This is a genomic window from Variovorax davisae, from assembly GCF_030316845.1.
GTDB lineage: Bacteria > Pseudomonadota > Gammaproteobacteria > Burkholderiales > Burkholderiaceae_C > Variovorax > Variovorax davisae.
Genome location: NZ_JASZYS010000003.1, coordinates 106149 through 132907, shown reverse-complemented (window position 1 = coordinate 132907; position 26759 = coordinate 106149). Strand labels below are relative to the sequence as shown.

Here is a 26759-nt window from a genome sequence, read left to right as displayed (position 1 = left end):
AGCCAGCGACTGTCACTGCCATGCCGGTCTTGATCACCTCGTTCTGGGCGTCTCGCAAGATCTTCAGCGCTGTATCCTCAGTCATGCCTTGATTCTCGACGGCGCGCCGACGCGTTGGGGCGCCAAGTGGCGTAGCTCCAACGATTGCAGCAAGGCGAGTGTGAGCAAGTGTGGAAGTTGTGCCGCCCCGCCACCGTGGTAGCGTACATGGTGGCTCCCGCGTCAGCCGGTGAATCGGGCGTAGGTCCGAACCAGATCAACGACTTGCGGGCGGATTCAAAAGCTTGAGAGACCTTGCGGGGTGCTATGCGCGCAGCGAGGCCGCTTCGCAATTCCGCAAGCCTTGCAACCGGTAACGTATTACTCACGCCACTGAATCTGATCTGAGTGCAATTTCAGCGGACCATGACCGGGGTCGCTCAGGATGTCGAACCTTTCAGGATCGGCGCGATCGTTACGCCGCGGCTGTCCTAGATCGGTAGCAACTTGGCATCGGTCACACGCTCGGCCAGCCAGATCGAGGCGATGACGACGGCGAGGATCGAGCCGCCTCGCAAGATCACCGACGGGTAGCGCTTCCACTCGCGCAGCGAGAACAGCACGACCAGCGCCACCGTCACTATCAGAAGTTGGCCGGCTTCTACACCCAGGTTGAACTGCAGCAGGGCAACGACGAAGCCGCTGACCGGGAGGTCGAGCTCGCTCAGGACGCCGGCGAAGCCAAAGCCGTGGATCAAGCCGAACAGGAAGGTGAACAGCTTGCGGCGGCCGCGAAGGAGCGGGTGAAGGTTGTCGAGCGCTGCGACCATGATGGTCAGCGCGATGCCGGGCTCGATGATGCGCGGCGAGAGCGTGACGAGCTGGAGACCGGCCAACGCCAGCGTGATTGAATGCGCGATGGTGAACATGGTCACCGTGGCAACCATTGGCCAGACGGCCTCGCGCCAATTCGTCACGGGCTCCCAGCCGCCGTCTCGGCGGCGCAGAACGGCGGGCAGCAGCAATGAAATGAGGAAGAGCACGTGGTCGTAGCCAATGACGAGGTGATGCACACCGTCCCGGAAGAAGGTCGCGCTTCGTGCCGGCGCTGCAGCGGGACCGGCACTGCCCCCGCCTCCGGGCCAAGCGACTGTCACTGGGCCCCCGGCAGGATCGAGCGACTGCAGCACCGGTTCCAAATCCGCTGCCGCCTCGATGCGAAGCAGGCCGCGATGGGTAGGATCGACTTCGCGGAAGAGCCGATAGTCGACCTCCAGCGTCGGCCGCGGATCGCAGTTCGCCTGCAACTGAAGCACCAAGTAGGCACCGTCGATTCGGTCTTCGATCGCGGGCGGCTGCGCTTGAACCATGCTGCAGCGGCCGCGTTGCAGTTGCAGCCGGGCCTGCGCGTACGCCTGGATGTCGTCCATGCGGCTCTTGACCTCGCCCCAACTCAACTTGCGATCGCCGTTGCTGTCCAGGTCGAGCACCGCATCGAGGTCGCGCAGCGAGATGTCCCAGCGCACCGACAGGGTGTCGCCGGCAAGGCGGAGCTGTAGGTAGGCATCGCTCGCCTTGTGCGCCAGGGCCAGCGAAGGCGCACAGACCAGCGCGGTGAAGAGCATCGCATTCGCAAACGCGGCGACGCGGGCCCCGAAGGCACTCTCTGAGAACGCTCGTTCAGGATAGAACGGCATCGATACGCGCATCCCGCAGCCCGATGCGTTGCATCAGGTCCTTCACTTCCGCGCGGGCCGCGTCGTCGTGCGCTGCCGCTGCAGCTCGTGCGAACAGCAGGAGGTCGACAGGTTCGCGCTGCAGCTTGACATTGATGCGCGCAAGTTCGAGCGCCCGCGGCGCGTCGCCTTCCACGTCGAGAGCGAACTTGGCTTCCTCGCGAGCGTGGAGCGCCGCCGTGCCTGGCCGCAGTGCGGCCGCCGCGAACCGGGACCGCAGCTCGTCAGCCTCTTGCCGAGCCAGTTCACCCTGTTGCGCGGACGGCGACCTCGCTCCAGCTCTGGTCGACGCAGCGGCAATGGCCAGACGCAGCAGGACGGCGTCGCTGCGCGGCTCTTTTGAGAGCAACGAAGCAATCTGGGAGGGCCGGCCCTGGCTCACCAGGAAATCGCTGTAAGCCAACAGCAGATAGCCCGAGCGATCTGCCTCCAGCGCCTGGCGGTAGGCGGTTTCGGCAGCGGCAGGTCGCCCAGCAAGCTCCTCGACCTCGGCCACGGTGGTCAGCAGCCATTGGCGCGTACCTTGGTGGCGCGGCCCCTGCAACGCCGGATCGGCGAGCAGCCCTTGCAGCGCTTCTCTCGCGGCGGCGTGGTCGCCGCGCAAGCCGGCGTTCTCCGCCAAGCAGGCGGCGCCGTACAGAGGCGGGCCGACGCGACCCAACTTCTTGCAGGCGTCATCCGACTCGGCATAGCGACCACGCACCCGCAGGACGGTGGCGAGCGTGATCCAGGCCTGGGCGTTGCCGGGCTGTCTTGCCAAGGCTTCCTTGAGCATCGCTTCCGCAGCGTCGAAGTCGTGCAGGAACTGCGCCACGGTCGCCCGCATGACCAGCACCGCCGGCGGCGTTTCGGCCGGGGCCGCGGCGTTCCACGCCTGCAGCGCACCCATCGCGTAGCCGGCATAGCGCGCATCGCCTTCGGTTCGCGCGAGCTCCAGGTACGCTCGCGCGGCCTCTATCGCCACGCCTTGGTCGCGCGGGCGCTGCACCAGTTCCCGGCGCAGCCTGCGCTGCTGGTTTGACCATCCCGCGACCGCCGGCAATGTTTCGACAATGTCGCTGTCGTTGGCCGGGACGCGCGGAGCCGCTTGGACGGCCCCGGCGCAGGCCATGATGCAGGCCAGCACCATCCAGTGTGCCCCGTGCCGCGCGGATTCGGCGTTGTGCCCGATCACGGCGTGCGCGGGATTGGTTGCGTGGGCGATGGCGTGATCAACAACGATTTAGGGACCACTCGGCGGGTCTGTCTCGCTGATCGGCACCACCGCATCGCCAAGCTGCATCGGACTGTCGGTCTCGGAGCTCGAGGCGACCAAGCCCTTCATGAAGGCCATGAAGGCACCGACACTTTGCATCGCCGATGCGGGGACGGTACTGGTCGAGGCGCCATTGCCGGCGGCCCCGTTGGCCCCCACCACCGGGAATCCGCCGCCACCGCCTCCCCCGCCGCAGCCGGCGATCGCGAGGACCGTGGCCAACATCAAGGCGCGCTGGAGATTGCTCTTGTGTTTCATGGCGATTCCCTTATGGGTAGGTGGTTCCTGCGGGCGCCGGAGGATTGAAGTTGCCAGGCAACGGCGTTGTCAGGTAGGGGAACGCCGTGCCGTAGTTGGCGGCGGACTTCCTGACGCCGTCCGTGAACGGCAGACCGCCCGCCGGTGCGTCCGACGGCTTGCAGCCCACCTGCAGGGCGTCGGTCGGTCCGGTCAGGACACAAAGCGCTCCCATCGCAACCCGCAGCGAAAGATCGACTACGTCGTCCGCTGGCCGCCGACCGTTCGGAAAACCTGCGTTGTCGCCCCCCGCCACACCCAGGGGGTTCTGGCCGGCCGCCGGCGTCACCGGCGTGGAAGTATTCAGTCGAAGCATCTCGGCCGGCGCGACATTGGCGGGCTGGTTCAATCCGCTGATGCCCTTGAGGAAGACGGTCAGCAGGTCGGTGCGCGGGAAATTGGTGGGTGCCTTGGCGGACGGGAACAGCTGCTCGACCAAGGCAGGCAGGACAGGATTGGTCACGTAGTCGGCGAAGTTCGTCGCATCGTCCTTGGGCTTGGATGCATTGAACTTGTCCTTGTCCTCCAGGCCGATCACGACTTCATTGACCAACGGCATCCCAAGGCGTGACACCTGCGCCCACGGGCCGCCTTCCAATGTGGCCCGGTTCAGGCCCGTTCGCGGGGAGCCGTCGATCAGCCGGCCCTGGCGCAGGCTGGCCGTGGTGAAGGCGCCGATCACCGGTTCGTTGCCGGCGGTGATGCAGGAGATCGGCAACTCCATCGCGAGCGTGCTGACGTTCTTGGCTTCCAGGTCGTTGTTGTTGCCCGCGTTCTCCGGGCCCAGGGGGTTCAGGTTGAAGAGGTCAAAGATCTTGCCCACCGCAATATAGAACGGCTCCTTTCGCTGCCCAACGAACACACGCCCGGTGGTCGCGCAGCCGGGGATGTTGACGGTGTAGATGTGCTGGTTCGCGTAGGCGGCATAGCCGGTCGGGAACACCTTGTCACCGATGCTGTCCGCGGGCTTGTCTAACTGGGTTTGTCCGTTAGCCGCATTCGTCAGCGGGGTGCGCGAGGCGCCACGGCGGGCTCCCCGGACGAGGTCGATGGTGTAGGTCTCGCGAACGTTCAAAGCTGCGGAGTTCACAGAGTTGATCGTCCCACTGTTGATAAGCGGGATCTTCACGGCCTTGCCGCCGACACTCACGGCGGTCGACTTGGAGGTGTTCTTGAAACGAAACTGGAACGTCAAGTCCTCGACACCGTCCCCGTCGTTGTCGATGTGGATTTCGTAAAGGGCGTTCTGGTTGAACATGTAGAAGTTCGGCCCACCTTGGGGATCCTGGAACGGCTGGTAGTTCGCGAGAACGGTGACGTAGCCCTGCCGGCTGGGTTCGTAACTTCGAAACATGTAGAGGTCCGTGCCGTCCACCTGAGGTTGCCCGCTGATGAACGGGGCTTCCCGGTGGCTGGACGCAAATGAGAGGCTTGACAAGGCCGTGAGCAGGCACATGGCAGCGCTGGCGGAGAGTCTTCGTGTCATACGTGTACTCCTGAGGTTTTGCGGGCGATCGCACAAGGGGATACGTGCCTGACGCCGAGCTGGATCCCATTTGGCGCGCGGCCATTTGAAACCATTGGCAACCGCCCGAAACCGTACTCCGCGACGCCCTTGCCGAGGTGGTACTTTGGCCTTCCTGGATGTAGGCCGTGTCCGAGAGGGCGATGTTGCAAGCGCGAGCTCTGGGCGGCTTTCAAAAGAAGGCCCGGCGCGCGAGGACGCACGCCGGGCTAATACTTCGTTGCGGGGGAGGAGGGAAGGTCGCGCAACGAAGAGCAGGAATGGGGACCGGAGAACCTATCACCCAGCAGCCAGCACCCTCTCGCTCGCGAATGCCTCCGGCATGCGCGCTGAGCCTACGCAAGATATATCGGTCTGACGTCCAATGACTAACCGTCACTGAGAACGTCGGACACAGCTTGAAATGCAACGGAGGAGGTAATTTGAAGTCGTGGAAAATCTCTTGATGAAGGATCCTGTATCGATCGGCGCGGCCCTGACCGTCGCGACCTTGGCGCTGCTATCTGTCTGGAAATCTCGGCCGCGACGCTGGGTGGTGGCCGCGCTGGTCATTGTGTTTTTCGCGCTCGCTGCACTAGAAAGCGAAGGTACAAGCAAACTGCAATCGAAGTGCATCGGAGCGGAGTGCAGTTCGGGTGTGGGAATCGCGGTTCGCATTCGCGTGTAGCGGATGCACCTGCGGGGCGCTCGGCAGCCAGGAAGTCAGTTGAACTTTAGGGGAGCGCTGGGACCAAGATCGACTATGCAATTTGGTGAAGAGGCAGGCGCGTGATGTCAGCACGTGATGATGGTAGACGCGGAAAGGCAGCAAAGAAGACGGAAAACCTTCGACTACCCGGGGATGGCAATTTTTGTCCAGCGGTTAAGCAACTGCCCTCCGGGCGCGGATTCTCGGGGACCGCTATCAAGCCGGAGTCGGTGTGACGACGTCCCTCGAGTCCTGGTCTATCGGCAAGAGCGTGACCTCCACGATGATCGGGGTGCTCATCATGCAGGTCGTCCATCAGCTCGATCAGCCGGCCCCATTCCAGAGTGGCAAGCGGAGTGCGATGCCCGCAGAGCAGATCCGGATCTCGGGCTTTTGATTTGCACTAAGGTGGCTACTTGGAGGTGCGGTAGAAAGCATGCGCTGCCAATGTCATCCAGGTCCCTCGAAGTCTTCAGGTTGGCCGACGAGCGGGGTCCCCAACTCCACTTGAGTAAGATCAGTGAGGGCGGGGTCGTCGAGAGAATCGATTGCGTAGTAGCGCATCACCGCATCTCGATCCAGAATCTTCTCTCTGACGGACGCATCGATCGCAGGCCCCGAAGTACCGCCGCCGTCGTACGCGCGAATGCGCTCCATCGATTCCCAAACCGACGCCACAACCACTTGTGTTGTGCCGTCGCTCCGCTCTCGAAACAGCGAGGAGGCACGAAGGCTTCCGATCTGCCGACGCAAATCGGGCAGCACGAATTGGTCGAGATAGCCGCAACATTCGTCTGTGAGTTCCGTCTTGACCCATCGAAAGGCCGCGGGGAAGAGCAGCTGAGCGGGGAGGGCGGGAAAGTGTCTTGATTCGCTCCGGGGGGATTTAAGGTTTTGCGCGCTCTTCATGCCCGGGAAAAAGCCCGCATGGCATAGGAAGAAGAGAGCGCCGCCTGGCGCGGGGCTCCGACAAACTGTCATGACTTGCCGGGATCGGCATCGCCGATTAGGCCGCCGTCAGGTCTTGGCGCAGCTGCGGACCACGTAGCTCGTGGGCGAGACGTTTCGGTCCGTAAACCCGAAGTCGGCATTGCCGGTACCGCCGGATGCCACGGTGACCGTGCGCGTGGTTTGGGTCGACAGCAGACCACTGCCATTGACGCTGCTCGGGTTATTCGCATCAGGGTATTGGTAATTCGCGATAACCTGGCACCGGATGCCAAATGCATTCGGATTGCCAACGCTGATCCGCCAGAGGTTGTAAGCGCCGTTGGAAATCAGGGCATTGGTACTCGTGAACCTGATGGTCGCAGGAGGCGGCGTGGTGGTAGGTGTCCCTGTGGTAGGTGTCACCGGCGCAGGCTCGCCTTCGTTCACCGCGTAGCCCGAACCGTCTGTCGCATCGGCCGAGATGGGTGGAGGACTGGCAACCGGTGCTGGAACCTGCATCTGCGGCTTCATGGCCCAGCAGCTGATAAACCCGGGATCGGAAACTTGGATTCCGAATTTTGAGAAAGCCGCAAGCTCCCAATCGCCGGCCGAATTGGCGACGACAGGGCCTTTCCAAGCGATCGTTGCCTGTGCCTTGCTTGGGCCGTTCGCCACGTTGTACGACTGCATCATATTCTGCGGGTAGTACGAGTCTTGGGTGTAGAGATAGCTCCAGTAGTCGTTCGGTGTAGGCTGATTTCCGTAAGCGGGCTCAACGCGAAGTGACCTTGTCGCAGTTGTCGCAGTGATCACTCCCGCCGCGTCTAGGCTGACGGCGCATGTCACGAGAGGCTCGGAATCATAAGGGGCGGTCTTACCGATATAGCTGCCGGGAACGATCTGCGGCGTGTACAGCACAAACTCGACGCAGTCCTTGCGGTAGCCGGGCGACGACGCAGGGTTGCAGGTTTCTTTCACGCCGTTCAGAAGCGCCACGCCCGCAGCCGTGGTCGGCGATGCGTTCGTCGCCGCATCAGTAGTAGCCGGCGCTGCGGGCGTCGCAGCGGCAGGCTGCGCCATTGCGGCCGCCGCGTCGGTCGGCAGCAGCGAGCCCGCTCCGCCAGAACTTCCTCCGCCTCCGCAAGAGGCTAGGAACACACTAGCCACGGCAGCGATGATCGTGCGCGATTGACTGGATGCATTGGCAGATTGGTCGTTCATGGCAGCCTTTCTGTAGGGTAAGTGGCTGCAGTCTTTCCTGTCAGCGGTCCAGCGGGACCACGTGTTTGGGCCTTGGCAACGTCGACATTTACTGGTAGGCCAGCGAAGCGCTGATCGATCAGATCGTCGCTGCGCGAGATGAAAGGGACGGGTTGACCAACGCGCTCGGCACGTTGCGCCTGGAGGAGTGCGCAGCACGCAATGATTGGGCTGATGATGTCGCCTGACGGCAGTCGCGGGCGATATGCGCTACGCGCACGCGCAACCTCGAGACGCTTGGCCTGTACGGTCCTGGCACGTGGACCGATACGAATCAGACTGCCGCAAAAATTGATGATGTGCGCAACGGCCGGCCGGGCAAGATTGGGCGCGCAGCAATGACCATGCGCACCTTGCTGCCCCATATCATCCCGTTCGACATGGGCCGGGGTCAACTGAGCGGGCAGCCATGCACGTTCCTGGGCATCTTCGATGCCCTCACTGAGTTTGAACGGCTCGTACTACTCGGCCAACAAAAAGGAGGCGGACAGGTGCGTGGTTGGTGGTGGAATCCAGCTGCGCGTCCTCAATGAGTGCAGCACGCCCCACGATGCGTTGCAGCACGTGCACGACAAGTTTTTCTGTGAGGTGCACGATCCGGCAGACGTCTCGAACTAACGCGGGCGGCGGTGGCCCCGCGATCGCAAGGCCGTGCCAGCTTACGGTTGCTACGTGAGCCTAGGCTGGAGGAAACGTCCCCGCGGTCCCATGGCAGACGAACTCGGCCGCTTCGGCGCGCGTGACAACCGCAGCTATGCGCATACGGATGGCCTGACAGAGCGCGTTGTTGCGGATGCCCAAACAGTCCTTCACCGATAGCGTGCCACCCTTCAACTGAACCAAGAAGTCGTCATCTGAATTGCCAAGCGCATCGGTAAGGGACGCAGTACGCAATGCCTCAGCAGCAGCCTTGTCGTACTCTCGAGCCTGTGAAAATATCGCCTTGGTTGCCGTGCTAGGGGTATAGCCTTGCCGGCGTGCCCGTCGCATGTCAGCCATGACATCGGTGTTGATTGCCTTCCCCCTGAAGTCATTGATTTCTTCGTTGGTTGCCGCTGGCACAACTGCGTCCAGGAACCGCATGTTGCGCTGGCATGCGCCAGATGGGCGTGCGGACATCACTAACCGGCTCGGTGTCGCTTCCTGGATTGGCGGTTCTGATGATGCACTGGCACTCGCCCCGTTGCTCAGGATGGACTGTGAAGCGGCCGTCAGCTGCGACTGCGCCGCATAGTTGCCTTTGGACCCCGCATAGTTCCCACCTGCTTGTGCGACGCCAGCGCTCATTCCTCTCACCATCTCCTCGGGAGGAGCGCCGATGCGGCCCCGAAAGCTGACTTCTCCCTTGTCCACGGCTGTACGGACGGTATCGCTCAGGCCCATATCCACCGTCCCAAGCGACACCATGAAGACTGCTAAGTCAGCAACGTAGAACGGCGTAGAGGCCGCATCGCCGACGGTACTGCATCCACCAAGGACGCCCACCAAAGAGCCGAAGACCCACGTCCAACGTTGTGTTTGCACGATAAAATCTCCTTGAGATTGGGCCGCCTCAGCGGCCACACTTTTCCATGAGCAGTTCGTATTCGTCCGGTCGCTGCGTAGCTAGAGCCGTGCGCCCCGGACCGTCGAGCCTTCGGCATTCCGCATTGCCCGACGAGGTTTGAGGCGCAGCGACGATCTCCGGCCGATTCGCCATACGCGTCGCCACCGAGGCCGGCGCTAGCGCTGTGGTCGTGAAGTTGTTAAGTTTCCTGTCCAGACCTTGCATTCGCTCAAGGGTGGCGAGATGCGCGTTGCGTATTCGTGCAGCAGCGTCTCCTTGAATGGCTCCGACAAGAGGGTTTCCTGCTGTGGTTTCCGCCATCCCGAGCGATGCACCGAAGAGGATGTCGTATACCTCCTGAAGCTGCACAGTCCCCTTGGGCGTCAAGCTGCCATCAGAGCCGCGCAGTTCGCCCAAGACGCGATCACTGACCTTGCCGACCACCCACTCCTTCACGAACTTCTTCGGATCGGTCAACCCCTCCGCTGCCACCTTGTACCCTGTCGCGAAGCTAACCAGCTGCTTGGAGTACTCGACCATTTGTCCAGGACGGTTGCCCATGCGGGCGTCGTGAAGGCACTTCTGGGCCTGGTTCAGCTGCTCATAGATTTTGCAGAGCTGCGCTTCGTCACTCGCGCATTGAGGCCAAGCTTGAAATGTCATCTGGACGCGCTTCGTCAGATAGCTGCATGACGGCGCGGTCCTGAACTTTTCGGATGGCCCTTTCATGCAATTATTTTTTTGCTGGAAGAGAGCCTTGCGCTGCGCCTCCATTTCCTTGAGGTATTCCAGGCAGGCCGCTTCGGTGGGTGGATTCGGCAGTTCGGCACTAGTACGCATCGTCAGGGAGCTCGCAACCCAGAAAACCGCGAGCATCAATGGACCCTTGGGCGACAAATGTTGCGAATTCATCCGAAGCCTCACTGGCAGTTCCGTCTACGGACGCCCCTTGGAGGGAACCGAGGTCGTGTAAGCGGGCGCAGGCGGCTTGGAGGTGTTGACGGTAGGCGCCTTGTTCTTCGCCGAGTACGGGTCATAGCCCGCCTTCTCATAGTTGCCGCTTCGGCTGGAGCCATAAGAAGTCCCACGCCCGGTTGAGGCGCAGCCGACCGCGGTGAGTGTGAGGGCGACTATCAAGCAAATTGAGATTGCAGATTCGTGTGACATAGCGTCTCCTTGATCCCTCGACCTGAGGGCGGTTCACCGACTGCAAAGATCGCAAGCCGGTGGTTACAAGGTAGGCCCCCGAGCTATTACGGAGAAGGACAGAATTCGGGTTGACGCCGTGCGGTCCGCCTGTTATCGCGCGTGCCCGCGGGCATGGTGCTCCCTGCCAATGCGCAGGGCAGAGGTGTGCGTGCTCCGGCCAAGTTGTCAGTCAGGGGCCCAGGCACCAAGGTCCCAGCTCAGGCATCGCTATAGCTCGGCGCGATGCGCTTCGGCAACCGACAACTTCACCGGACTACCGGCTCCGTCGTTGCCGTTCTCATCGCACTGCACTGCTTCAGGCTGTCCCGATTTTCGCGGTCGCCATGATCTTCAAGTGCCGTGGTCCGATATCGCCGTGCGCCGTTGAAATCCGCAGACCGCTCACGATCTGGAGTTTGTCGCAGTTGATGGGCGAGGTTGTGAACAGCCACGTGATGTTCGAAACACTGCGCGCACTACCGCGGGAGAAAAATATGGTGCGGCCCCATGGCAAGCTGGCCTGCCCGAAGGACTGGGCGTCGAACGTACTCGAAACTACCCTCGATCGCATGCTCGTAGAACTACCGGCAAGCGCTCAGGGTGCCGCGTGCAGCACCAGATTCGCAATGCCTGCCGGCCCTATCCGGCCAGGGAAGCGATTGGCGAGCGCTTGAACAAACACGCCCGCGATTGCCGCAAAGCCGTCTGGCGTAGGGTGCAGCTCATTTGCCCACTGGTCGACCCCTGCCCCTAGCGTGCCTTGGGTCTTTACGTGAATGAAGTTCGGGTGAGCTTTTTCGAGCTTATGAAGCAACCCGTCGAACTGCCCAAGAAGATCCTTCACTATCTCGGTGTTGGACTGGAGGTTGGCCCAACCTCGATCGGCAAATCCGGGCTGGAGCCATGGTCCAGCGCATGAGACTTTTCGAGCATCGGGAATGGCGAAATCGTAGCCGTGGGCAAAAATCGGAAGCGCTTTGTCGACCTCGTCACGCGCCGCGATCAGGTCCTCATAACCTGCGCGAATCACCCCCAATATATGGCCAACGCGCGCCGTGTTGAGCGGAACGGTAGGCGATGTTGCATGACTGTTAAGCCAGAGACGGAATTGGTCGCCAGCCAAGTCATTGCCTCCGCCGGAAAACAAGATTGCATCGAACTTTCCGTTTTTTTGGTCCCTGAGTTGAGCGAGCAACTCTGTCCGGCGCGTTGTTCCCATCAGCTCGTCAGTGGCCAACCCGTAGTGCGCGAGCGACAATATTTCAGGTGCGACCGCGGGCAGCCTCTTTAGATGTGCAACGACGTCGCTCTGACCAATCTTGGGGATTGGGAATGGATAGTCGAACCAGCTATCGCCCATAGCCAAAAGATTCAGCCTGGACGGGGAAGCGCTGAGGGTGAGGTTCATGCGATCGCCCGCTCGCACCCGTGCTTGGTGCTCAACGATTCGCTGGCGCTTCTCGTCGTCGATCTCCGCCCGTAGGTCGATCGCAGTCGGCATCGGAATCCCTCCGTTTGTTGATCTCGTGCTGCCGCATTGTGTGGCCGAAGGCTAGCGATAGCAACGGCCTGCGGTGGTGTCGCCAATGTCGAACGGCTACCATCGGGGTTATAAAAATTCAATCGGCTCCAATGTAGCCGTCATCGCATTGGTCGTCGGAATGTCTGCATGCACCACGCCGACGCCAGCGCGCGCCGCAACAGGCACGTTCGCACAGACGAACCCCGTCATCGCGCGGGCGCTACCGACACTCCAGCCAAACCAAAAGCCCGAGTACCCGGCAGATCCGGAGCGCGCGAGGGTCGGATCTTCAGCACGTCGTGATACGAGCGGAAGCTGAAATTGGCGTCGATTCGCGAATCTTACGTCGGTGCGTCGTCAATCGACGGGCTTAGGAACTGTAGCCGTAGCCCCAGGATTCTTGTGGGAGTGCCTTGAGAGGCAGACGTCTGACGGGCCACACGCGCTCTCGCTTTGCATCGAATCAGGTCGATAGTCAACCCCACAAAAAGGGAGAGCCGGAGCCCATCTCGGCGCAGAATCCGCAGGCACATGTCGGTCCGCTGGAATAAGAGATGGCGCCTTTGGTACACCGCAGTTCGATCGCGTTCGTTGAGGACGATCCGACCACTCACGCTCGAATTGCGCGCGCAATCGCGGCGGACGACTCTCTGCGTCTGGACATGGCCGCCAGCACGGCGCAGGAGATAATCGATTTCCTGAGTTCGAACTCCGTCGACGTCCTGCTGGTAGACCTTGGGCTTCCCGATCTTCCCGGGCTCGAGGTCATAAGGCGATCGCGGGCCATGTGGCCGTGTTGCGCAGTGATGGTCCTCACGATGTTCGGCGACGAGACCAACATGGTCCAGGCGTTCGAGGCCGGCGCCACGGGCTACCTCCTGAAGGATGGCGCCGAAGCAGACCTTGCCAAGCATGTCCGCGAGCTTCGCGCAGGCGGCTCACCGATCGCACCAGCCATTGCCCGGCAGCTTCTCCTGCGATGGCAAGCCGACAGCCGGAAGTCCGCACCAGCCGCGGCACCTATTCAGAAAGGATCGAGCGGGAGCCTGATGGAGCCCCTGTCAACCAAAGAACTGGAGGTTTTGGATCTGACCGCCCGAGGATTCACCTATCAGGAGGTGGCATCCCGGATGCAAATTGCGGTCTCAACCGTTCAGTCCCACGTCCGCAACATCTACGGCAAGCTCGATGTTCACAACAAGGCTGAAGCTCTCTACGAGGCGCGCAACCTTGGGTTGCTTCGGTAGTTGGGCTGGGTGGATCGTCGTCGCCGTTGCCGCCCTCATCGGCGCAATCGCCTTCGCGGAGCCGGAGGAAAAGGTCCAAATCGTTGGCACAGCCTCGGCAACGCTGCGGCCCGACGGAGAGCCCCCGCAGACGCGGACGGTGCGACTGCCGTTCCGGTGGGACACGACCTTTCCCGGCCTGAACGGACGGGCGACTTACTTGATCGCCCTTCCCGAACGCCCGGAGGGCGGCGATCTGCTCTCGATCCTCGTCGAGACGCCCGGCAACCAGGCGGAGATTTTGCTCAACGGCACGCCGGTGGCCAGCCTTGGGATCCTGGGCGACCCTCGCCACGACGCGGCTAAATCGACCTACCTGATCCCGCTGCGAGCCAAGTCGATCCCAGCCAACTACGTCCTTGAGGTCATCACGACGGTCCAGCGCCAACGTGCCGGTGGATTGGGGCTGGTGAGGATTGGGCCGACCGAGCAGCTGACGCGCCTGCATGGCACGCATCAGTGGATCATTACCGCCTCCACGATCTACGCCGTGGGCTTCTTGCTGATGGGCCTCTTGGCGGCAGGCCTCTGGGTGAAGCAGCGAGATCCGCTCTATGGCTGCTTTTCTCTGGCCGCCCTGTCCGGGATCCCGAGAAACATCGATCGCGGATGGCTTGATGTCCCGGTCTCCTGGCCCCTTTGGGGCGGAATCATCGCCGTCACCTACGCCATTCATATCGCACTGATCGCACGGTTCGTCCTGTTCGCGGCCGACAAGCATCCAAAGATTGTGCTGCGCTTTCTGTACGGAGGCTTGGCGCTCGTCATCGTCCTGGCCATCGCTTCATTTAGCTTGGCGATCCCCATGCTATGGACGATTGCCCAGTTCATCCTGATCGCCAACAACTCGGCATGCGTGCCCTACATTGTTCGAGAGGCGATCGACAAGAAGTCGCCGTTGGCCTGGGCATTGATGGTGGTCGGTGTGATCACGATCCTCGCGGGCATCCGTGGTGTGCTGATGGTCCGCCTGAACCTGTTTGGCGGGAGCTGGATTACGATCACCCCACACTCAATGTTCATTTTCGTGGCCATCCTGGGGCTTATGGTGGTCGATCGCTATAGCCGTCTTGTCAAAGACTACAAGGGCCTGAACGAAAGCCTCAAGGATCAGGTGGCGGCGCGCGAGGCCGAGCTCCGCAAGACATTTGAATTGGTGGAGCGCCAGCGGCAGGACCAGGCGGTACTCCTCGAGCGCCAGAGAATGATGCGCGAGATCCATGACGGCGTCGGCTCGCAGCTGGTGGGCCTCTTGAACGTGGTTTCACAGGAAGACCCCGACAAAATGTCCATGGAAGAACACGTGAAGGTGGCGCTGGACGAGATGCGCATGGCCGTGGACTCCTTGCAAGACACGCACTCGGACCTAGGCACCGTCTTGGCAACCCTCCGGTATCGCGTCCAGGCGCGCCTCGATGCGGCAGGTCTGCGGATGCAGTGGGACGTCGAGAGCCTGCCCAGCGTTGCCGTGTCATCCCAGGAATCGCTGCAGATCCAGCGAATCCTGCTCGAGGCCTTCACCAACATCATCAAGCACGCCAAGGCAACCACGATCAAGGTCGCGGCAAGGGCGCCCGTGAACGGAAAGGTCTGCATCGAAATATCGGACGACGGAATCGGAAGGGCTCAGGCCCCGTCCAGCGGCGTCGCAGGCAGGGGAGTCGAGAACATGAAATGGCGGGCTCGCTCCATCGGCGCCGAACTCACGATCGGGCCAGGCGCTACGCAGGGGACAGCGGTCGCCCTGATTCTGGATCGGTCAGGAAGCCCAGACACCGCACCGAGGAACGCGTAGGTCGCGAACCGCGGCTGCGGCGGCAGAACCACAACGAATCACTGTCGCCTTGCTGCCCCCCCCTATGAGGGCGCCGCCGACGCAGACCTCATCATGCTTCCCGCTGACGCGGGGTCGACCTCCGCGCGGGGATGGGCAAGCAAGGCAGCCTCCTGCGCGTGAACTGCTACAAGCCTTGCCACCATATGCTTGTGCGCGGCGATCATCGGGATCTGGACTGCGCGACGAAGACGCTGATCGACGGCGAGTGCGTCTGTAGATCGACCGCAGCGTCGCGATAGACGGTGGGGAGATGCCCAACGAGCCGCGTGGCTTCGACGCAGATCGTCTTGCCACCCTCAATGGTCGCGCAAGGCCAAATAGCAGGTGCGCCGAGCTTCGCGAGGCGCACGCCTCCACGTGAGTAGGCAGAGTGGCGCTGCTTCCTACGAGGTACGGGGGATCCACCACCGCCTGGACCGTCTTGAGTCGATCGACCCCGCGCATGCTCATCGTGATAGTGGCCGCGTTCGTCATGTCTGCACCTCAAATCCCGCACCGGGGCGCAGACTTTGCGACATCTCTACTTAGCCAGAACACGACATTGCCATCTAGCCACTACATGGGGACTTGAGAACTTGAGATGAGAGGACAATTATGTTGATTTCATTGGCAGCGCCCAGTAGAAGGCTGCGGGGAAAAACGGCAGAGCGGGGAGGGCGGGGCGTCTTGATGCAGCCCCCCGGGGGATTTAAGGTTTGCGCGCTCTTCGTGCCCAGAAAAATCCCGCATGGCATGGGAAGAAGAGAACACCGCGGTCTGCCGCGGGCCTGCGACAAACTGTCGTGGCCTCGCGAGGTCGGCATCGCTGGCGCTCGCACTTGCACCCTTGCAGGAGCCTTGCCATGCCCTTCCTCGCCCCCTCGTTCGCCCGCCTGCCGCCCTTGGCTTACCTGCTCGACGACCAGGTTGAATCACGAAAAAAAATTGCTCGGCATCTGGGGGTGAGCTTTAGGACGCTGCAGCGCTACCAGGCCAGCGGCAACGCGCCCCGCGCGGTGTATTTAACGCTCTGGTTCGAGAGCCGCTGGGGCATGGCCGCCCTCCACACGCAGGCCTACAACGAAGCCCAGCAGGCCCGCGCCTGGATTGCCTCCCTGGAGCGTGAATGCGAACGGCTGCGGGGCGTCATCCGTGTGTACGAGCGGGCGCAGGGGCAGCCGGCGGCAGCGAACGGAGGGGTTTTCCACTTGGTATAAATTGCAAACGTGGACGAAGGCGACGTGCAGTCCTGGATGGGGGAGCGGCCCCGGCGAGGCTCCTCGCCGACGGGTCAAAACGCGATGTCCGGCGCGACGTGCGCATGAGCCCGGACGATGTCGAGGCGGTGCTGTCGACGCTCCGCGGCGTGAAGCGGCCCGGCAAGGAAAGGCCCTGGGGCGATGATCCGGCGTTCGAACTCCTGCTCTCGATCATCGTCGACACCGGGCTGCGCCTCAGGGAGGCCTACAAGCTGCGAGTGGACCAGGTGGACGCCAAGCGAGGTGTCCTCAACGTCGAGGGCAGCAAGGGGCACCATGGCGCCTCCAAGCCCCGCATGGTGCCGCTGAAGCGCGAGATTCGCGCGCGCATGGTCGACGGGTGCCATGGCAAGACCGGAGTGATGCTGCCGTTCTGGGACCGGAGGCCCGAGGACCTGGCGAAGTGCACGGCGCGGCTGTCGGCCAGGTTCACTTCGCTTTTCGACTACGCGATGGTTCTGAACTTCACAGAGCACGATCTGCGGCACGAGGCCTGGTGCAGGTGGGTGCTGTTGAAGGGGGAACGGGGATGGCTTTTCAACGAGACCGAGATCTGCAAGATCATGGGGTGGGCGGATACTAAGCTGATGCTGCGGTACGCGTCGTTGCGCGGAGAGGACTTGGCTGACCGATTGCTGTAGTTCAGGACGACCGATCACGAGTCAAGGGTTAGAACTGCGAGCGAATGCTCGTGAAGGCTAGGTCGAATCGCTTGTAGTTAACGGACGAGTGGAAAAGACTGTGGAGCCCTTGGCCCGGTCCTGCAGTGAGCCGTGGGCCGGGGTGGTGAGCGGTCGGCTCGAAGCGATTTGTCCAGTGTGACATTTGCATGAGCCCTAACGACAGACAGTACTGTCGACTCCCCCGTGGCGAGAAGTGGCCCCATAAGCAAAGGCCTGGGGCGTTGATCCGGTGCGGCTGAAGCGCGAGATCCGCGTGCGCGCCTTGTCGACTGGTGCCATGGCAAAGGCTGATGCTGCCGTCTGGACGACACGCCCGAGGACTTGGTCAAGTGCACGGCGCGGGTGTCGGCCAAGTTGGGTGGGCGGACGAAGATGATGCTGCGTTACGCGTCACTTCGAGGGGAAGACTTGGCGGCCCCGCTTGCGTTGATGAAAGCAACCGCAGCTTGCAGGGCGCCTTTCTACTGGCCATGCGCCATTGAAAAGCGGCACTTTTTCGCACTCTAGTCGCGCATGAGGCATAGCGGGCACAGCCTCAGGCAAAGCTGGTGTAAAAGTGTGAGCAGCGAGCCAAGTTCAGTGCTTCGTCCTGCCGAAAACTAATAATGCGCCTTATCCATCTTTCCGATCTCCACTTTACTGGTGACGAATTTCAAGCAAGAGTAATTAACGCACTTTGCAGCGATCTTCGGCGCCCGCACGCACAGTCCGCAGACGCTCTAATTTTTTCGGGCGATATTTTCAGTAAGGGTGCTACAAGCCCAGAAAAAGTTGAAGAGATCGAAAAGCAGTTCTTCGCGCCGATTCGAACTGCAATCGGCTCGTCCGTGCCAATTTTGATATGTCCTGGCAATCACGACGTTAATTTAAAGAAACGGTTGCCGCTGCACGAGCCAATCTTTGTTAGTGCGAACACGCCGGCAGCGGCGAATGAAATCGTTAAGGGGGCTGGGCAGCCAGAATACAAATCGTTATGGGCTCATCTCCGCGACTATCGTGATCTGGCAAATCGCCTCGACGAAAAATCCTATGCGGACAACCCGATTTTTTACACCAAGATGCTCAAAATCGGCGAGCTTACGGTGGGATTTGCATGCTTAAATTCGGCTTGGCTGACGCGCGGAGGCGGGCATGATGACTACGGCAAACTTCTGATTGGTGAACACCAAATACTCGAATCACTCCATGAGGTGGGGTCAGCAGATATCAAGATTGCAATCGTTCATCACACGCTCGATTGGCTTCTTCCACAGGAGAGGCCCGCTATTCAGCGAGCGCTTGCGATAAATTTTGACGCAATTTTGTGTGGGCATAATCATGATGCCAACGCGCAGAGTCTGACTACTAATCTAGCGAATATTTTTATTAGCAATACTGGTTGCTTGTATCAGAACGAAGAGTATTTCAATGGCTATTCTGTAATTAACTACGATTCAAACGAAGGCGTCTGGGTGGTTGATGCCCGGGAATACTATTTCCAAAGGCAAGAGTTTGATGAGTCGCCGAGATTTTCTGCCAACGGCCGTGCATCGTTTCGCCCATCTGGGGGCAGAGATGCCATAAAGATACTGATACCAGGCGTAGCCTTGCAGGCGGTCCAAGAGAGGGCTGATTCGCTTTTGCTTTCGTATAGTTCCTCAGACGTCGCTCCCAAAACTGCCGGGGCAATTTTCGTGGAGCCTCCTCTGTGCAGATTAAGCGAGGATGAGGCATCCGGTGAACGTGCCGAGTCTGATTTTGTGACTCTGCGAGATTTGGCAAAGTCTGACGGCCCGTTGATTTTTCTGGGAAAAAGAGAGGCGGGGAAGACCTCCTTATTGCATCACATTGCAGTTAATAGATTTACCGATTTTAGAGGAGCGGCGAGAATCGGCATCGTTATCGATTTGAATGCGCTGCGAAGATTCACGGATGCGGCCATTCTTGAGCAGGCAGTCGAGTTTTGTGGCGGAGAAATCCGTAGAAAAGACATAATTACTTTGATGGGCGAAGGGCAAGCTGTTGTTTGCATTGACAATGTCAAGCTTTCGGATAACGAGACAGCGAAACTAGTTACCGCTTTCATCTCCCGCTTCCCTAATCCAAGGTACGTGCTTAGCTCGAGCGAAGAGGTCTATGTCACGCTAAATAGCAGCGCACCTGTAAATTTTGGAGTCGATTTCCAAAAAATACACGTTCATTCATTCAAGCGAAAACACACGCGAGAGTTGACCAAGCGATGGTTCAGTGCTTCCGGTCCTGCTCTGAACACGAGGGTGGCTCTTCTTGAACGGCTGCTTGCTGCACTCAGAGTGCCTAGAACGCCGTTTCTGATATCTGTTTTACTGTGGGTGCTTGAGCAACGCCCGGACGCGCACCTAATTAATCAGGCGACTGCAATTGAAGTTCTAATCGAAGGGTTGCTTAAGAAATTGCATGAATCGAAATCAAGAAAAGAATTTGACTCCACGATTCAGCAGCACTTTTTGGCCGAATTTTCAGCGCTTCTCGATGATAGAGATTCGGAGTGGGTTGCTGCAATTGACTTTGAGCAGTTTGCGGTCGACTATTTTAAGAAGCGGGGCTTGACTGTCTCGAGCAGCGGGTTTACTAGCGAGTTGATGCGCAAGGGAATTCTTTACGACGGAGGTGATCGCGTTGGCTTTAAGTTTGATTGCTTCAGGGCATATTTTTTGGCTCACAAATTTGCAGAGTCCGCAGCGCGTTGGGAGGCAGCGGTAACTCCGGAAAATATTCATCGCTACGTCGCAGAACTTGATCTTTTCACCGGCCTCCATCGAGACAGAGTCGCGGTTTTGCGAAAGGTTCGCGCAGTTTGCGAGACTGCTTTCTCAGAATTTGAAGGAATCTATCCTTTAAGTCAGATCGATACCCTTGCTTCGCAACAAATGGACATCGATGGCGGGTTGCTTAAGGCGCTTGAAGCTCAGATATTTGAGGAGCGAGAGGCGGTCGATTCTGAACAGGGCGGAGGGCCGTTGGTCCGGGTTGAACCAAAGCACATAAATGACGTTGAATCGCGCAAGCGCCGAGGTGCGCACGCTTCTGATGTGGGGAGGCTTATTGAGACATTGCGGGCATTTTCGGTTGTATTGAGGAATTCTGAGCTTGTGGATGAAGTGTCGCTTAAGCGAGATGCTTTTAGATCTGTTCTCTTGTTGTGGTCTACTGTCACATTGGCGGCAATTGTGTCTGTACTTGAGGCACTGAAGACGGACAATTTCGTCGATGAAGAGGGAAAATCGTTTGCAATTCCGGATCAAATGAAGCACTTGATGCGTGCAATCATTCCACAAATGATGATCTCGTTCATGACTGAGAGTCTTTCCACGCCGAAGCTTCAGCTTTTTGTGCGAGAGCAGCAGAAAAGTGATCAGACCTTGATAAAGACGCTTTCGGTGTTTCTGGCATTGGATGCGGATGACGAACACGCAATAAGTATGACCGCAAGCATTCTTCAAAAATTTGGCGGCAATTCATTTGTGGTTGAGTTAATATTTTTTAGATTAATTCACTTGTATTTTTTCAAGGAGGTGCAAGGCGCAAGATTTAATGAACTGCGTAGCTTGCTAGGGACAGTGTTTGCCAAACTGAAGGGCGGGGGTATTGGCGAGACGGCATTCTTGAAATCGAGTTTTCTCGAGAGCTTGGATAAGAAGGCCTTGAAGGACAAGAAGGCAACATAGGCCCCTCTGCGACGGGCCGTGCCGATTTAGAGCTCCGGCAGAATTGGAGGACTCCGGCGCAGGATGCGTTTCGTTTGAGCAACCTGCAGTCTGGAGGGCTCGGGCGGGCGCAGGGCGATTTCGTTTAATCGCATCATCAATGCCTCACGAGGGAAGACCCAACTGCGCCCGATCTTCAGCCCAGGCAACTCGCGCCGCCGGGCTTCTTCTTCCACGGTCGTGGCTTCGCAGTCGAGAAGGCTCGCAACCTCGTCTTTGGTCAGAATTTCCCTCACGCGGTTCCTCCAATTGGCTTGGTGACGGGCAGTCGAACTGTGAGCCCTAGGCCTTCAGTCTCTAGCCCCCGCGCAAACGCGATCTCATCAAACCGATCCATGAACTGCTGCCGCCAGTCCTGCCAGGTCATCGCAGCACGCTCTGGCGGATCGAGGCGCATCCCTTCCAGCGGGCAAATCGGGGTGACCTCGGTTTCGGTGCATTTTGTGGCGGTTCGCAATGACGGCACTCGGCTGCTCACTTGAGATCCGGCTTCGCCGCGCGTTGCGCCGAGGTTCTACGATGCGCTGGCAGTAACTCATTGGGGCCTCGCCACCCAGGCGCAAAATCATCCATCCATGGCCCAGGCACTCACTTTCCCGAGTCCATCATCCATGCCACCGCGCTCACTTGGGCGGCACCCGCTCGGAAGTACCCCGCCACGGTATCCGTGCTGCGATGCCCCGTCATGGCCATCGTGTCCTGAAGGGGCATGTTCTGCCGCCCGGCCTCGGTCACGAACCCCGACCGTAGCGAGTGCGCCGAAAAATCCCCCTCCACTCCGGCGAGCGCGCACCGCGCCTTCACGATGTCCCGCACCGCGGTCCCGGAGAGCCCGTCGGTGCCGAGTTTTCCGTTCTTGAGGATCCGTCGGAAGAGGGGCCCCGAGCTGATGCAGCTCGCCTTGAGCCAGGCGTCCAGCGCTTCGGCCGCCGACCCCACCACCGGCTTCACGTCTTCCGGACGGATCTTCCCGTTGTGGTTCGTCTTCGAACTGGCCAAGGTGTACAGATAGGCGCCTTCATCCCCGCGGTGCAGGTTCTCGAACACAGCCTCTGAGACTTCCGAGCGCCGGCGCCCGCCCGAGGCCCAGGCGAAGAGGAGGAGGGCGCGATCGCGCTTGCCCTTGAGCGAGTCGTCGCAGGTTTCGAGCACCGCCTCCAGCGGCTCCTTGGTCAGCGCACGTTGCTTGTGGGGCAGGGCGTTGCGTTTCGCGTAGGCCTTTCGGGTCTTGCTCAGCAGCGCCTTGACTGCAGGGTCGACGCACGGATTGGGCTGCTTCGAAACGTGGTGCGCCATCGAGAGCACCGAGATCCGGTGCATCAGGGTGTTCAGCGCCGGCGCCCCGAGTTTTCCCTTGAAACCGGCTTCCACCAGCGCCTGGTCGATCTCGGGCGGCAGCTGGTGCTCGAGACCCGCCTTGGTCGAGCGCTGCGCATGGTCGACGATGAACTGGACGACCACAGGAACTGCCACCGGCAGCGCCATCTGCCGCCCATACCGCGCGCCGAACCAGGCGGCCCAGTAGCGCATGGCGGCGCGGTACGCCAGACGGGTGTTGTCCGATTCGCCCTCGGCCATCAGGTCGTGCGCGGCTTCCTCGGCCATGTCCGACAGCTGGCCGGGATCGAGCAGCGCGTGGTCGCGTTGCAACGGCACCAGGGCCTTGGAGACCTTGGGCACCTCAGACGGCGGCACTTTTTCAGCAGATTTCATGGGCGAGCTCCAGCGGCATTGGCTTCACGGACGACGGCGCTCCACAATGTAGTTCTAGTTATTCGTTTGACATTCAGCGTCGGCCCGTGGAATTTCCCCCCCAGGGAAATCGGTGCGCTCGGAAGCGGGAGCCAAAGAGATTTCCTGGTAGCAGTCGAGGCAATTTCTTTGTCAAACTTAGAGTTGAAGGTAGTTTCTTCGGCAAACACCGAGCAGCTAACCGCATGCTCGTCGAAGAGGTCAGACTGCGCCCATGGATCGATCGTAGCGATGACGGCACCACTGCGGGATGACGTAGAGACCACAGGCCGAGTGAGCGATCCACATGGGTTGGAAGCCATGCGCTGACCGAGCAGGGAGTCGCGTTGCCGAGAACGAACAAGACTTGCCAAATCGTGGGGCGTCGCCTATTTTTATTTTTTTCGAAAGGCTCGGTCATGCTGACGTAGACGAAAACTGAGAGGGGCAGCTCGATTGCGGCGAGCTGCCCCTTTTTGCCTCAGAAGCTTTCCTGGTTCGGAATGCGCTGTAAATATAGCGCAGAGGGAAGCCTTTTTCCAGTTTTCTCAACGACGTGAGCATGGTCGTGAATGCGCTATGGATGCAACGACCATCAAATCCGCTCGCGGACGCTCCCCGCTCAAGGCTTCAAGTTCTGTTCGCGCCGAGGTACAGAAGCGGGGAAAACGGCCCGGTAACCTCTGCTACTTCTACGGCGCAAAGGTGGATAGGGATTGGGTGGCAAGGAGTTCGCTCGAGCTCGCGGCCATGCTGCACGCCGAGGCCTCCCAGGACATCCTCTCGTACAGCTGCGACCCCGATCTGATCTGGTCCGAGTTGTCGTCGGCGGGCTTCATAGGCTCCAGGCCGGACATGCGCCTTCAGCGCCGCGGGGCTCCCCCTGAGCTGTGGGCGGTCAGGCATCAAGCTGCAGTGCGAAACGACCCTTGCGACCAAGGACGAATGGAGACCCAGGAAAGCCACGCGAAGTCCGTCGGCTTCTCCTGGAGGTGGTACACGCAGGACGACGCCGCGCGGGAGCAGGTGATGCTGATGAATTGGCTCAGCGTCAACCCGCTCCTGCTTCAGTTTCGCTCCCTCGAGGTCGACGCGCTGCGCGAGGAGATCTCCAGGCTGGTGATCGCCCGCGATGGCACGACCGTCCGCGATGTCTATGCCGCCGTCCACACGCCACGGGCCCATGCTTTCGTCGCACTGATGCGTGGCCACCTGCGGCGGTCGCTCACCGTTGAGATCACCAAAAGGGCGTTTGGCCTGTCCACGCCGGTCATCCCGTGGAGCGAATCGTGAGACATACCGCAAGCCGGGCGATCCGCCTCGAAGAGCTGGACCTGCCTCATGCGCCGCTGCCGGACACTGAACTTCTGACGCCCGGCAAGAGGGCGCAGTACGACAAGCTTCGATGCGCCCTGGAGGCCTACTGGGGCGGCATGCCGCCAAGGGAGGTGTTGCGTCTTCATGGGGTCAGCCGACAGCGACTCAGCTATCACGAGGAACGCTTTTTCCTTCCGCACGCCGATGGACGCGTCTGGGGGTTTCGCGCGCTGATCTCGGGAACCCGAATCAAGAACTACGAACGCGAGCAGCCGTCGAACAGGGAAACAATCAGCGATGGCGCCGGTGCCGCAGGCAGCTTCACCCAGCTTCTCAAGGCCTATCCGTCCGCCAGGGCAGTTCTCGACAAGGCGATCGCAAAGGAGGAGGGGAAGGAGCCCGAATCCATCGCCCTCAATCGGGCTGCGCTGCACCGAGCGTTCTTGGCTGTGCTGCGCAACGAGGGGGTGGGGCCGACGCAGTATCCCCTTTGCACAGCCACGTGCGCCTACGAGGCCATGCGCAACTACGTTTTGGACGGAATCCGAGACAGAGGCACCGGTGCTGCGCGCCAGGGAATCTTTGGACAGGACGCGAATGATGGTTTGGATGGCGGCAGTGGCAAGACCGGCTGGCTTCAACCGCTCTTGCCCTGCGACATTGCCTGCTACGACGAGCAACAACTCCCGGCCATCGGCACGGTCACGTTCGAGCACGAAGGCCAGCAATTTGTCCTTCCCATGGAGCGCATGTCGCTCTGCGTGCTGGTCTCGCAGCACCCGAAATGCATCCTTGCATATCACCTCTCCCATCGTTCCCGCGTGTCATCGGCCGATTTCCTCGAAACGTTCAACAACCTATTGACGCCATGGAGCCCGAGGGAGTTCAAGGCGCTTCCTAAGCTCGCCTACAAGGAGGGGGCGGGACTGCCCAACGGGGTCATCCCTGGCTTTCTCGAGGGTTTGCGTATTGCCCTGATCAGGCTGGACAACGATCTGACGCACTACGCCGATGCGGTCCTCGTCTACCTGCGGGAATTGCTCGGCGCGGCGATCGAGTTTGGGAAGATCAGACGCTGGCTTACCAGGTACGCGGTAGAACAGGTCTTCGCCGCACTTCAGAAGGAACTATCGCGACTCCCATCGACCACCGGCAGCGGTCCGGCGGATCGCCACGTCCACGACCCGGCCGGCAATGCCGTGAAGTGGAACGTCTCGTTCGAGGAACTGTCCGAGCTGGTCGAGGTCATCGTCGCCAACTTCAACGGCGCCGCGCGAAGGGAGTTGTACGGCGCGACGCCACTCGAAGCCCTGCATCGTGAGTGGGCGGGGCGCCACGCCGAAGGAAGCGCCATTCCTGGCTACCTGCCGACATTGGCAGAACACCTCCCTTTGCCGGTCGGCATCTGCAAGGTCACGATCCGCGGCAGCGAAAAGAAGGGCGTTCCTCCGTACATCGAACTGGATCATGCCAAGTACACGAGCGACATGCTCCATTGTGCTTGGCATCTCATCGGCACCCCGATGATCGCCCTGCTTCAGAGGGATCATCGCCTCATTCAGATCAGGTACCCCGATGGCTCGAGCTTCGGCCCCGTCAATGTCACAGGACACGGGTCGCACAGCTTTCACGATCGGGCGACGCGGCAGGAAGTCGTTCGCCTTCACAAGCAACGGGCCATTCAGTACGCGGGCTCGGACGACCCGATCGAGGTCTTCAAGGCGCACAAGGTGGAGCAGATGCGCACCCATGCCAACAGAAACCCAGGCAAGGTCGTTCGGGGCTCCAACAAGGTCCTTGCCACCCTGAGGGGCGGCGCCCCGATCGGGCCGATTTCGAGCGCGCCCGCGGCACCCGTCGCACCCGCACACGCTCCGGACGACCGATCTTTGGACCAGCACCCGGCTGGCGGCGCAGGAGAGTCTGAAATGATCGAGGAACTTGTGTACCGTCAGGCCCACCAGGCCAAACACCCGATCGCCCGGCGCAACGGGTATCTGCTCTCGACCACCATGCTTGAAGTCGCCAGGAAGCTCATCTTCACCTGGGTCGAACTCGGCAAAAGCGGCCTCGCTTTCGCCGGCTCGTCGCGGGCAGGGAAGTCGACAGCGCTGCGTGCCATCTCGGCTGCACTGCGCCAAGCATTCCCGGACCTTCTGTTCGTGGACTTCAGTTCCGAAACGCAGACCCCTACGGACCGCTATGAGCGCCTGTTCACCCAGTTCATGGAACAGCTTGCCAGGGGCAGTTCCCTGCGGCGTCGCACCCAGGACTGCCACGCCTTGGCCAACTGCCTGATGTCGATGTGTCGCGACAGTGGCGCGGCCCACTGCGTCGTCCTGCTGGACGAGGCTCAAAGACTCGGCGTGCACCAATGGGAGGCACTCTCCATTCTGTGGAACCGCCTCGAGATGAACAACTTCGGGATGTGCGTCTTCTCTTTCGGCAGCGAGGAGCTGCGCCACAAGTCCAAACTCATCCAGGATGGGGCAGGCTCGCAGGGGGTAGCGGGACGCATCTTCGTGAAGGTGTTCGACTTCGATGGTTTGCGTACGCGCGACGAACTCAAATTGCTCTTGGCGCAGTTCGACGAAAAGCTCCAGTTTCCGGATGCGCAGTGGCCGTTCACGCGGTATTTCGCTCAGGCGGCGTACGACAGAGGTTGGCGCCTGGCCAACGAGGCGGACTCGTACTGGCAGGCACTCTGCACTCACTCGTGCATTGACAACCTTGGAAACGGGCGGGGCATATGCATGGAGTGGGTGGTCGATCCGATCCACTATGTCCTGAAAGACTGCCTGAACAACCCGCAGTGCATACCCGGAACCACTCCACTGGATTGGGCCAAAGGTCTGGAGTTGCTGCGCCCCAAGAAGATCTATTGAAGCATTCGATCTGGATCTGGCCAAACTCGTACTGGCGCCCGTCGGAGAGTGCTTGGCTGACAGCACACAAATTCGGCTTCCTGAACGGAATCGACGGGAGAGTCCTCGGTCGCGTCTTGGCGGGCGTAGAC

Annotated in this window: 21 protein-coding genes; 10 read left to right on the top strand and 11 right to left on the bottom strand. The window is 60.5% G+C overall.

The window, feature by feature from the left end:
• Positions 1-470: 470 nt before the first annotated feature.
• The 4 genes from QTI33_RS07965 to QTI33_RS07950 are packed head-to-tail and all read right to left on the bottom strand — an operon-like array spanning position 471 to position 4753.
• Positions 471-1676, bottom strand: a complete 1206-nt coding sequence (locus QTI33_RS07965; protein WP_286505258.1) for a HupE/UreJ family protein — start codon at positions 1674-1676, stop codon at positions 471-473.
• Positions 1660-2889 (bottom strand): tetratricopeptide repeat protein, encoded by a 1230-nt coding sequence (locus tag QTI33_RS07960; RefSeq protein ID WP_286505256.1) that lies wholly within the window; start codon positions 2887-2889, stop codon positions 1660-1662. Before QTI33_RS07960 ends, QTI33_RS07965 begins: the two co-directional genes overlap by 17 nt.
• 48 nt (positions 2890-2937) lie before the next feature.
• Positions 2938-3228: a hypothetical protein gene (locus QTI33_RS07955; RefSeq protein ID WP_286505255.1), complete on the bottom strand. Its 291-nt coding sequence runs from the start codon at positions 3226-3228 to the stop codon at positions 2938-2940.
• Between the two features lie 10 nt (positions 3229-3238).
• Positions 3239-4753 (bottom strand): DUF4331 domain-containing protein, encoded by a 1515-nt coding sequence (locus tag QTI33_RS07950; protein WP_286505254.1) that lies wholly within the window; start codon positions 4751-4753, stop codon positions 3239-3241.
• Between the two features lie 484 nt (positions 4754-5237).
• Here QTI33_RS07950 and QTI33_RS07945 point away from each other — a divergent pair, with 484 nt between their 5' ends.
• Both QTI33_RS07945 and QTI33_RS07940 read left to right on the top strand, forming a co-directional pair.
• The gene (locus QTI33_RS07945) at positions 5238-5459 is read left to right on the top strand and encodes a hypothetical protein (RefSeq protein ID WP_286505253.1); all 222 of its coding nucleotides are present in this window, start codon (positions 5238-5240) and stop codon (positions 5457-5459) included.
• Positions 5460-5712: 253 nt separating this feature from the next.
• The gene (locus QTI33_RS07940) at positions 5713-5877 is read left to right on the top strand and encodes a hypothetical protein (RefSeq protein WP_286505252.1); all 165 of its coding nucleotides are present in this window, start codon (positions 5713-5715) and stop codon (positions 5875-5877) included.
• A 53-nt stretch (positions 5878-5930) separates the two neighbouring features.
• Here the strand turns inward: QTI33_RS07940 and QTI33_RS07935 are convergent, their stop codons facing one another.
• Together QTI33_RS07935 and QTI33_RS07930 are read right to left on the bottom strand one after the other, a co-directional pair.
• Positions 5931-6389, bottom strand: coding sequence for a hypothetical protein (locus tag QTI33_RS07935; RefSeq protein ID WP_286505251.1), 459 nt, complete (start codon positions 6387-6389; stop codon positions 5931-5933).
• A 108-nt stretch (positions 6390-6497) separates the two neighbouring features.
• Complete coding sequence (locus QTI33_RS07930) at positions 6498-7631, bottom strand: hypothetical protein (RefSeq protein WP_286505250.1); 1134 nt, start codon at positions 7629-7631, stop codon at positions 6498-6500.
• Between the two features lie 383 nt (positions 7632-8014).
• Between QTI33_RS07930 and QTI33_RS07925 the strand changes: the two genes are divergently transcribed.
• The gene (locus tag QTI33_RS07925; RefSeq protein ID WP_286505249.1) at positions 8015-8203 is read left to right on the top strand and encodes a hypothetical protein; all 189 of its coding nucleotides are present in this window, start codon (positions 8015-8017) and stop codon (positions 8201-8203) included.
• Between the two features lie 145 nt (positions 8204-8348).
• On the opposite strand, the gene QTI33_RS07920 is transcribed toward QTI33_RS07925, so the two are convergent.
• The 3 genes from QTI33_RS07920 to QTI33_RS07910 all read right to left on the bottom strand — a co-directional run bounded on the left by QTI33_RS07920 (position 8349) and on the right by QTI33_RS07910 (position 11905).
• Positions 8349-9194 (bottom strand): hypothetical protein, encoded by an 846-nt coding sequence (locus QTI33_RS07920; RefSeq protein ID WP_286505248.1) that lies wholly within the window; start codon positions 9192-9194, stop codon positions 8349-8351.
• Positions 9195-9222: 28 nt separating this feature from the next.
• Positions 9223-10128, bottom strand: a complete 906-nt coding sequence (locus tag QTI33_RS07915; RefSeq protein ID WP_286505247.1) for a hypothetical protein — start codon at positions 10126-10128, stop codon at positions 9223-9225.
• Positions 10129-10999: 871 nt separating this feature from the next.
• The gene (locus QTI33_RS07910; protein WP_286505246.1) at positions 11000-11905 is read right to left on the bottom strand and encodes an SGNH/GDSL hydrolase family protein; all 906 of its coding nucleotides are present in this window, start codon (positions 11903-11905) and stop codon (positions 11000-11002) included.
• A 575-nt stretch (positions 11906-12480) separates the two neighbouring features.
• Here QTI33_RS07910 and QTI33_RS07905 point away from each other — a divergent pair.
• The 5 genes from QTI33_RS07905 to QTI33_RS07885 all read left to right on the top strand — a co-directional run bounded on the left by QTI33_RS07905 (position 12481) and on the right by QTI33_RS07885 (position 20656).
• Complete coding sequence (locus tag QTI33_RS07905; protein WP_286505245.1) at positions 12481-13173, top strand: response regulator transcription factor; 693 nt, start codon at positions 12481-12483, stop codon at positions 13171-13173.
• Complete coding sequence (locus tag QTI33_RS07900) at positions 13157-15007, top strand: sensor histidine kinase (protein ID WP_286505244.1); 1851 nt, start codon at positions 13157-13159, stop codon at positions 15005-15007. The genes QTI33_RS07905 and QTI33_RS07900 overlap by 17 nt, the downstream gene beginning before the upstream one ends.
• 884 nt (positions 15008-15891) lie before the next feature.
• Positions 15892-16245, top strand: coding sequence for a hypothetical protein (locus QTI33_RS07895; protein ID WP_286505243.1), 354 nt, complete (start codon positions 15892-15894; stop codon positions 16243-16245).
• Positions 16246-16349: 104 nt separating this feature from the next.
• Positions 16350-16928: a tyrosine-type recombinase/integrase gene (locus QTI33_RS07890; protein WP_286505242.1), complete on the top strand. Its 579-nt coding sequence runs from the start codon at positions 16350-16352 to the stop codon at positions 16926-16928.
• Between the two features lie 647 nt (positions 16929-17575).
• Positions 17576-20656, top strand: coding sequence for a metallophosphoesterase (locus tag QTI33_RS07885; RefSeq protein WP_286505241.1), 3081 nt, complete (start codon positions 17576-17578; stop codon positions 20654-20656).
• 26 nt (positions 20657-20682) lie between these two features.
• Here QTI33_RS07885 and QTI33_RS07880 read toward each other — a convergent pair whose 3' ends face one another.
• Positions 20683-20931: a helix-turn-helix domain-containing protein gene (locus QTI33_RS07880; protein ID WP_286505240.1), complete on the bottom strand. Its 249-nt coding sequence runs from the start codon at positions 20929-20931 to the stop codon at positions 20683-20685.
• A 352-nt stretch (positions 20932-21283) separates the two neighbouring features.
• Positions 21284-22408: a site-specific integrase gene (locus QTI33_RS07875; RefSeq protein WP_444814820.1), complete on the bottom strand. Its 1125-nt coding sequence runs from the start codon at positions 22406-22408 to the stop codon at positions 21284-21286.
• Between the two features lie 597 nt (positions 22409-23005).
• Between QTI33_RS07875 and QTI33_RS07870 the strand changes: the two genes are divergently transcribed.
• Together QTI33_RS07870 and QTI33_RS07865 are read left to right on the top strand one after the other, a co-directional pair.
• Complete coding sequence (locus tag QTI33_RS07870; RefSeq protein ID WP_286505239.1) at positions 23006-23719, top strand: hypothetical protein; 714 nt, start codon at positions 23006-23008, stop codon at positions 23717-23719.
• A complete protein-coding gene (locus QTI33_RS07865) occupies positions 23716-26628 on the top strand; it encodes an ATP-binding protein (protein WP_286505238.1) in 2913 nt (970 codons plus the stop codon). The genes QTI33_RS07870 and QTI33_RS07865 overlap by 4 nt, the downstream gene beginning before the upstream one ends.
• Positions 26629-26759 lie beyond the last annotated feature (131 nt).

What these genes read in the sequence shown, in the direction of transcription:
- QTI33_RS07945 (WP_286505253.1), top strand. Translation starts at nt 5,238, where the DNA reads ATGAAGGATCCTGTATCGATCGGCGCGGCCCTGACCGTCGCGACCTTG.
- QTI33_RS07965 (WP_286505258.1), bottom strand. Translation starts at nt 1,676, where the DNA reads ATGCCGTTCTATCCTGAACGAGCGTTCTCAGAGAGTGCCTTCGGGGCC.
- QTI33_RS07905 (WP_286505245.1), top strand. Translation starts at nt 12,481, where the DNA reads ATGGCGCCTTTGGTACACCGCAGTTCGATCGCGTTCGTTGAGGACGAT.
- QTI33_RS07915 (WP_286505247.1), bottom strand. Translation starts at nt 10,128, where the DNA reads ATGAATTCGCAACATTTGTCGCCCAAGGGTCCATTGATGCTCGCGGTT.
- QTI33_RS07875 (WP_444814820.1), bottom strand. Translation starts at nt 22,408, where the DNA reads ATGAAATCTGCTGAAAAAGTGCCGCCGTCTGAGGTGCCCAAGGTCTCC.
- QTI33_RS07935 (WP_286505251.1), bottom strand. Translation starts at nt 6,389, where the DNA reads ATGAAGAGCGCGCAAAACCTTAAATCCCCCCGGAGCGAATCAAGACAC.
- QTI33_RS07910 (WP_286505246.1), bottom strand. Translation starts at nt 11,905, where the DNA reads ATGCCGACTGCGATCGACCTACGGGCGGAGATCGACGACGAGAAGCGC.
- QTI33_RS07925 (WP_286505249.1), top strand. Translation starts at nt 8,015, where the DNA reads ATGCGCACCTTGCTGCCCCATATCATCCCGTTCGACATGGGCCGGGGT.
- QTI33_RS07870 (WP_286505239.1), top strand. Translation starts at nt 23,006, where the DNA reads ATGGATGCAACGACCATCAAATCCGCTCGCGGACGCTCCCCGCTCAAG.
- QTI33_RS07955 (WP_286505255.1), bottom strand. Translation starts at nt 3,228, where the DNA reads ATGAAACACAAGAGCAATCTCCAGCGCGCCTTGATGTTGGCCACGGTC.
- QTI33_RS07950 (WP_286505254.1), bottom strand. Translation starts at nt 4,753, where the DNA reads ATGACACGAAGACTCTCCGCCAGCGCTGCCATGTGCCTGCTCACGGCC.
- QTI33_RS07890 (WP_286505242.1), top strand. Translation starts at nt 16,350, where the DNA reads ATGAGCCCGGACGATGTCGAGGCGGTGCTGTCGACGCTCCGCGGCGTG.
- QTI33_RS07930 (WP_286505250.1), bottom strand. Translation starts at nt 7,631, where the DNA reads ATGAACGACCAATCTGCCAATGCATCCAGTCAATCGCGCACGATCATC.
- QTI33_RS07895 (WP_286505243.1), top strand. Translation starts at nt 15,892, where the DNA reads ATGCCCTTCCTCGCCCCCTCGTTCGCCCGCCTGCCGCCCTTGGCTTAC.
- QTI33_RS07885 (WP_286505241.1), top strand. Translation starts at nt 17,576, where the DNA reads ATGCGCCTTATCCATCTTTCCGATCTCCACTTTACTGGTGACGAATTT.